Annotated in this window: 6 protein-coding genes; all 6 read right to left on the bottom strand. The window is 73.2% G+C overall.

Translation table 11 applies throughout. From position 1 onward, the window contains the following. Window positions 1-25: 25 nt before the first annotated feature. A complete protein-coding gene (gene rpsD, locus ACFWEJ_RS26115) occupies window positions 26-652 on the bottom strand; it encodes a 30S ribosomal protein S4 (RefSeq protein WP_182615637.1) in 627 nt (208 codons plus the stop codon). 247 nt (window positions 653-899) lie between these two features. After that, window positions 900-2,285: a replication-associated recombination protein A gene (locus ACFWEJ_RS26110; RefSeq protein WP_377232090.1), complete on the bottom strand. Its 1,386-nt coding sequence runs from the start codon at window positions 2,283-2,285 to the stop codon at window positions 900-902. A gap of 9 nt (window positions 2,286-2,294) precedes the next feature. Further along, window positions 2,295-2,936 (bottom strand): GNAT family N-acetyltransferase, encoded by a 642-nt coding sequence (locus ACFWEJ_RS26105; RefSeq protein ID WP_377232089.1) that lies wholly within the window; start codon window positions 2,934-2,936, stop codon window positions 2,295-2,297. An 87-nt stretch (window positions 2,937-3,023) separates the two neighbouring features. Then, complete coding sequence (locus ACFWEJ_RS26100; RefSeq protein ID WP_377232088.1) at window positions 3,024-4,265, bottom strand: AI-2E family transporter; 1,242 nt, start codon at window positions 4,263-4,265, stop codon at window positions 3,024-3,026. A gap of 4 nt (window positions 4,266-4,269) precedes the next feature. After that, entirely contained in the window at window positions 4,270-5,559 is a 1,290-nt protein-coding gene (locus ACFWEJ_RS26095) for an AI-2E family transporter (RefSeq protein ID WP_377232087.1), read from the bottom strand. A gap of 97 nt (window positions 5,560-5,656) precedes the next feature. Then, window positions 5,657-6,247, bottom strand: a 591-nt coding sequence (locus ACFWEJ_RS26090; protein WP_377232086.1) for a hypothetical protein, incomplete at its 5' end; no start/stop codon positions are given.

The raw sequence follows: 6,247 nt of genomic DNA, 5'->3' as shown, positions 1-6,247 counted from the left end.
GGCCGTCCGGTACTGCTGGGTGCGATCAGCGAGCGTAGAACTCGACGACCATCTGCACGTCGCAGGTCACGGGGACCTCGGCGCGCTTCGGTGCACGGGTCAGCGTGGCGGTCAGCTTCTCGAGCTGCACGTCCAGGTAGCCCGGGAGCGTCGGCAGCACGTCGCGGTGCGCGCCCGCGGCGGCGACCTGGAACGGCACCGTGGTCTGGCTCTTCGGCTTGACCTGGATGGTCTGGCCGGGCTTCACGCGGAACGACGGGCGGTCCACGATCTTGCCGTCCACCAGGATGTGACGGTGGGTCACGTGCTGGCGGGCCTGCAGGATGGTGCGGCCGAAGCCGGCACGCAGCACCACGGAGTCCAGACGGGTCTCCAGGTCCTCGACCATGACCTCACCGGTCAGGCCGGCCTGCTTGCGGGCGTTCTCGTAGACCTTGAGAAGCTGCTTCTCGCGAAGCATGTACTGCGCACGCAGACGCTGCTTCTCGCGCAGACGCACCGCGTAGTCCGACTCGGTCCGACGGCGGGCACGACCGTGCTCACCGGGCGGGTACGGACGCTTCTCGAAGTGCTTGACGGCCTTGGGCGTGAGCGCGAGGCCCAGCTTGCGGCTCAGGCGCACCTGACGGCGCGCACGGGTCACAGAAGTCACTGTGATGTCCTGTCCTGTAGATATTGAAGGTCACACCCGGACACGACTCCCCCACGAAAGGGGACCGCACCGGGTGCGGGACCAGCCGATGGAGCGGGTGCGTGAGCACCGTGCTCGCGGGGCCGAGGTCCCAGGGCGTTGCCATGGGCAACCTGAAGATCTTACCGCACGTCGGCGTTCCGGCTCGCCGTGGGGCTGGTCACGCGCCCAGTCACGCGCGCGGCGCCGGCCCCGGTCGCGCAACCGGTCACCCGTCGCTCCCGAGGATCCCCCGGATGCGCTCCAGGCGCTCCGCGACCTGCCGCTCGTACCCGCGGTCGCTCGGGTCGTAGTAGCGCGAGCCCGCGAGCACGTCCGGCAGGTACTGCTGCGGCGCGACGCCGTGCGGCCAGTCGTGCGCGTACCGGTACCCGTCGCCGTGCCCCATCTGCTTGGCCCCCGCGTAGTGCGCGTCGCGCAGGTGCGGCGGCACGGTGCCGACCTTGCCCGCGCGGACGTCGGCCAGCGCGGCGTCGACGCCGAGGTAGGCGGCGTTCGACTTGGGGGCGGTGGCCAGGTGCACCACGGCCTCGGCCAGCACGATGCGCCCCTCGGGCATGCCGATGAGCTGCACGGCCTGGGCGGCGGCGACGGCGGTCTGCAGGGCGGAGGGGTCGGCCATGCCGACGTCCTCGGCCGCGGAGATGACCAGGCGCCGCGCGATGAACCGCGGGTCCTCCCCCGCGGCCACCATGCGGGCCAGGTAGTGCAGGGCGGCGTCGACGTCCGAGCCGCGGATGGACTTGATGAACGCCGAGATGACGTCGTAGTGCTGGTCGCCGTCGCGGTCGTAGCGGACGGCGGCGACGTCGACGGCGCGCTCGACGTCGGCCAGGCCGATCAGCGGGGTGGTGCCGTCGGTGCCGGTCGCCGGGTCCTCGTCCGAGAGCACCGCGCCGGCGGCGGCCTCCAGGATGGTGAGCGCCTTGCGGGCGTCGCCGCCGGCGAGACGCAGCAGGTGGTCGGTCGCGTCCTCGTCGAGCTCGACCGCACCGCCGAGGCCCCGCTCGTCGGTGACGGCGCGCAGCACGAGCGCGCGCACGTCCTCGGTCTCCAGCGGCTTGAGCGTAAGCAGCAGGGAGCGGGACAGCAGCGGCGAGTTGACCGAGAAGCTGGGGTTCTCGGTGGTCGCGGCCACCAGGGTGACCCACCGGTTCTCGACGCTGGGCAGCAGGGCGTCCTGCTGCGACTTGGAGAACCGGTGCACCTCGTCGACGAACAGCACGGTCTCGTCGCCGCCGGTGGCGAGCCGGCGCCGGGCGTCCTCGACCACCTGGCGCACGTCCTTGACGCCCGCGGTGACGGCGCTCAGCTCCACGAAGCGGCGCCCCGACACGGTGGCCACGAGGTAGGCGAGCGTCGTCTTGCCCGTGCCGGGCGGCCCCCAGAGGATGACCGACGACGGCGCGGTACGGCCGCCCCCACCTGGTTCGATGAGCCGCCGCAGCGGCGACCCGGGGACCAGCAGGTGCTCCTGTCCCGCTATCTCGTCGATCGAGGCCGGGCGCATCCGCACGGCGAGGGGCGACGACGCCCGCGCGGTCGGGGTACCCGCGCTGTCGGTCGTCACCGTACTGAAGAGGTCGTCGAACACCGCCCCAGCCTACGGATGCTCACTGACACCCACGTGCTCACCGACACCCACGTGCACGGCCGGCGCCTGGACGGGCCACGGCTCGTTGGGCTCGCGCGGGTCCTCGGGCAGGAGGGTGCCGACCCAGGCGTCCCGGCGCACGCCGCGCTGCAGCCCGTGCCGGCGCAGGGTGGCCTCGTGCCGGAAGCCGAGGCGCCACGCGACGCGGCGAGACGCCCAGTTGCCCACGTAGGCGACCCAGCTCACCACGGACAGGCCCAGCCCCTCGGGATCCAGGGCCCAGTCGACCACCAGCCGGGACGCCTCGGTGCACAGCCCCCTGCCCCGCGCGTCCGGTGTCATCCAGAAGCCGAGCTCCCCCGCGCGCTCCTCCGCCGGGGTGCCCTCGCACGTGAGGCCGACCATGCCGATCAGCGGCCCGTCGGCGTCGCCCGCAGCGCGGACCGCCCACGTGTACACGGAGCCCTTGGCCCAGCCCTCTGAGACGTGGTACCGCACGAAGCTCTCGGCGTGTCTGCGCTCGTAGGGCACCGGCACCACCGTCCACTCGGCGACGGCGGGGTCCTGGCAGGCCGTGGTGATCACGTCCACGTCCGAGTAGGTCGGGACGGACAGGCGGACGTGCTCCGTGGCCAGGACGAACGGTTCCATCCCTCGATGGTGCCACAGAAACAGCCCCCCACCTGCAGGTTTACCGTTTCGGGTCGCCGCTTGCGGGAGTCGGGCGCGTGACGTCGGTCACGCCTTCGCGGGGTCTCCGGGCCCGTCGGCGGCGGCCTCGTCACCGGGCGGGCCGGTGTCGTCATCCACACCGTCGCCGTCCGCCCGCTCGTAGGCGGCGCCGTCGTCGACCGGCTTGCGCAGAGCGCTGTACACGGCCCAGGCCACCGCGATGAGCGGGACGGCGACGATCGCGCCGAGGATGCCGCCCACCACCGTGCCGCACGTGACGCCCAGGGCGACCACGACGGGGTGCAGCGAGACCTGCTTGCCCATGATCAGCGGCTGCAGCACGTGGCCCTCGAGCTGGCCGATGCCCGCGATGCCGAGCGTGACGATCAGGGCCGTGAGCAGGCCGTCGGCCGCGAGCGCCACGACCGCCGCGATGATCATGGCCAGCGGCGCGCCGATGAGCGGGATGAACGTGCCGATGAAGACCAGCACGGCGAGCGGGGCGGAGAGGGGCACGCCGAGGATCGTGAGGAAGATCCCGGCGAGGATGCCGTTGGTGATGGCGACGAGGACGGTGCCGCGGGTGTAGCCGGAGAAGGTGTACCAGCCGACGTCGGCGGCCTCGCTCCAGCGGCCGCGGGTGCGGGCGGGGACCTGCTGCATGAACCAGCGCCACATCGCGCCGCCGGAGGCGAGGAAGAAGACGGTGCAGAAGATCGCGAGCGCCAGCACGGCGATGCCCTCGACGATGGAGCCGGCGCTCTCGGCCGCCCGGCCGACGAGGGTCTGGGCGTTCTCCTGGAGCCAGTTGGCGGCGTCGTCGATCCACTGGTCGCGCGTGTCGACCTGGACGTCGACGGGGAGCGGGTTGTTCTCGATCAGGCGCACGATCTGGTCGATGCCGGTGTTGAACTCCCCCGCGAGCCGTTCCCACTGGCCGGCGACGGAGACGACGACGTACGTCACGAGGCCGCCGACCACGAGGATGCCGGACAGGATGGCGGCCGCGGTCGCCAGGGCCCGGGGCATCACCCGGTCATACAGGTCGGTCAGCGGGTTGAGCACCGCGGTGAAGACCAGGGCCAGGAAGACCGCGACGAACACGAGCAGCACCTGGGTGACGGCCCAGAACACCAGGGCGACCCCGGCGACCACCAGGATCAGGCGCCACGACCAGCCGGCGGAGGTGCGCAGCCACGGCGGCGGCGCGGAGTCGCGCTGCTCCGGGCCGGCCGCCTGCGGTGCGGCTGGTCGTGGTGCACCGTGCGGTGCGGGGTGTGGTGTGGCGTGTGGTGCGGGGTCAGGCACCGAGTCAGTCTGCCTCATGGGGGGCCGCTGTGCTCTGTACCGGCACCTTGCCCTGTGCCGGCACCTTGCCCTGTGCCGGCACCTTGCTCTGTACCGGCACCTTGCCCTGCAGCGGCGCCGTCCCGCGCAGTGTGCTGAACACCGCCCAGGCCACCGCGGTGAGCGGGACGGCCACGACGGCGCCGAGCAGGCCGCCCAGGACCGAGCCGGCGGCAACGACGAGCGCCATCACCACGGGGTGCAGCGAGACCTGCTTGCCGGTGATCAGCGGCTGGAGCACGTTGGCGTCGAGCTGCGCGACCACGACCATGCCGATCAGCACGACCAGCGCAAGCACCGGGCCCTTGGCGGCCAGCGCGACGAGCACGCTGATCACGATGGCGGCGACGGGGCCGATCATGGGGATGAACGCGCCGAGGAACACCACGACGGACAGCGGGAGGGCCAGGGGCACGCCGACGACGGACAGGAAGATCCCGGCGAGGATGCCGTCGGACAGCGCGACGAAGAACATGCCCCGGGTGAAGCCGGCGAACGAGTTCCAGCCCGCAGCGGCGGCCGCCTCCCAGCGGTCGTGCCGGTCGGCGGGGACGAAGTCCAGCGCCCAGCGCCACATGCGGGCGCCCTGGGTCAGGAAGAACACGGTGCAGAAGATCGCGAGCACGACGGCGGTCGCGCCCTCGGCGATCGACCCGGCGCTCTGGGCGGCCGTGCCCGCGTAGTCGCCGGCGTGGGACTGGAGCCAGGCGCCGCCGTCCTCCAGCCACTTGTCCGGGCCGCCGATGCCGGCGAGCATCGGGATGCCGGTGAGCAGCCCGGCCAGGTCGGTCAGGCCGGTGGCGAACTCGGTGGCGAGGTCCTCCCACCGGCTGACCACGGACGAGACCACGTAGGTCACGAGCGCGCCGACGGCGAGCACCGCCGTCAGCAGCGACGCGGCCATGGCCAGGCCGCGCGGCATGACCCGGTCGTAGAAGTCGCCCAATGGCAGCAGCACGGTGGTGAAGACCAGGGCCAGGAACAGGGCGACGAACACGACCTGGATCAGGCCCACCACGTAGAACACGATGGCCACGGCCGCGACGATGCCGACCAGCTTCCAGGCCACCTCGCCGGCGGACCGGATCCACGGTGCGCCGAACGTCGTGGGCGGCCGACCCGGCCCGGGAACCTGCTGTGCGACCGGCCCTGCGGCCTGCCCTGCGACCTGCTCAGTGGCCACGGCCTCCGGGGTGGTCGGCGGCTCCGCCGCTGTCGTCGGCGCTACCGTCGGCGCGTCAGCCGTCATCGCCATGCTCCCAATTTTGTTATGGGCGAATTGTCCAGGGCGGACCCTAGCGGCGCGGCGCTTCTCTCGACAACTCCCCCTCACTCCGTGAGCGGATGCCCGGTCAGCGCGCGAGCGGCTGCCCGGTCAGTGCGGCGACGGCGCGTTCGATCGGAAGTGGGCCGGCGCGTGCGCCGGCACGCGGGGCGGCCTGTGCCGTCGCCTGCGCGGTGGCGCGCTCGACGACGGCGGCGCGCCGGTCGTCCTGCCCGGTGGCGCCGGGCGGCAGCAGGGCGGCGACGGCGCGCACCACCTCCGGGTCGGATGCCGCGTCGACAAGGGTGTCGGTCCGGCCGAGAGCGAGGTCGGCCGCGGCGGCCGTCCCGGCGTCGGGCGAGGTGGCCAGCAGCTCCAGCGACAGCGCCGCGGCGCCGAGCACCCCCGCGCCGAGCACGGACTGCAGCACGTCGCGGTCGCCGAGCAGGCCGGCGACCACGGCGTCGTCGGGTGCCGTACGCACGAGGGCGACCGGGAGCGAAGCGACGCTCTCCCCCCGGCGCGCGGCGAACCGCGCCGTCAGCTCGTACCTGCCGGGCGCGGGGAACAGCGGTGCGCTTCCCGACGACAGCAGCGGCACCGCGGCGACCAGGCGCCCACCCGCGGGCAGGTCGACGGACCGCGGCGCCGAGTCGGCGGGGGGGGGGCCCGGGGCGGC

The organism is Promicromonospora sp. NPDC060204, assembly GCF_042728455.1.
In the GTDB taxonomy this organism is placed as follows: domain Bacteria; phylum Actinomycetota; class Actinomycetes; order Actinomycetales; family Cellulomonadaceae; genus Promicromonospora.
Note: the sequence above shows the minus strand (reverse complement) of the source record. Positions and strands in the feature narration are given on the sequence as shown.

Bases quoted from the DNA above. Each gene is read 5' to 3' on its own strand.
- ACFWEJ_RS26105 (WP_377232089.1), bottom strand. From the start codon at position 2,936: ATGGAACCGTTCGTCCTGGCCACGGAGCACGTCCGCCTGTCCGTCCCG.
- ACFWEJ_RS26095 (WP_377232087.1), bottom strand. From the start codon at position 5,559: ATGGCGATGACGGCTGACGCGCCGACGGTAGCGCCGACGACAGCGGCG.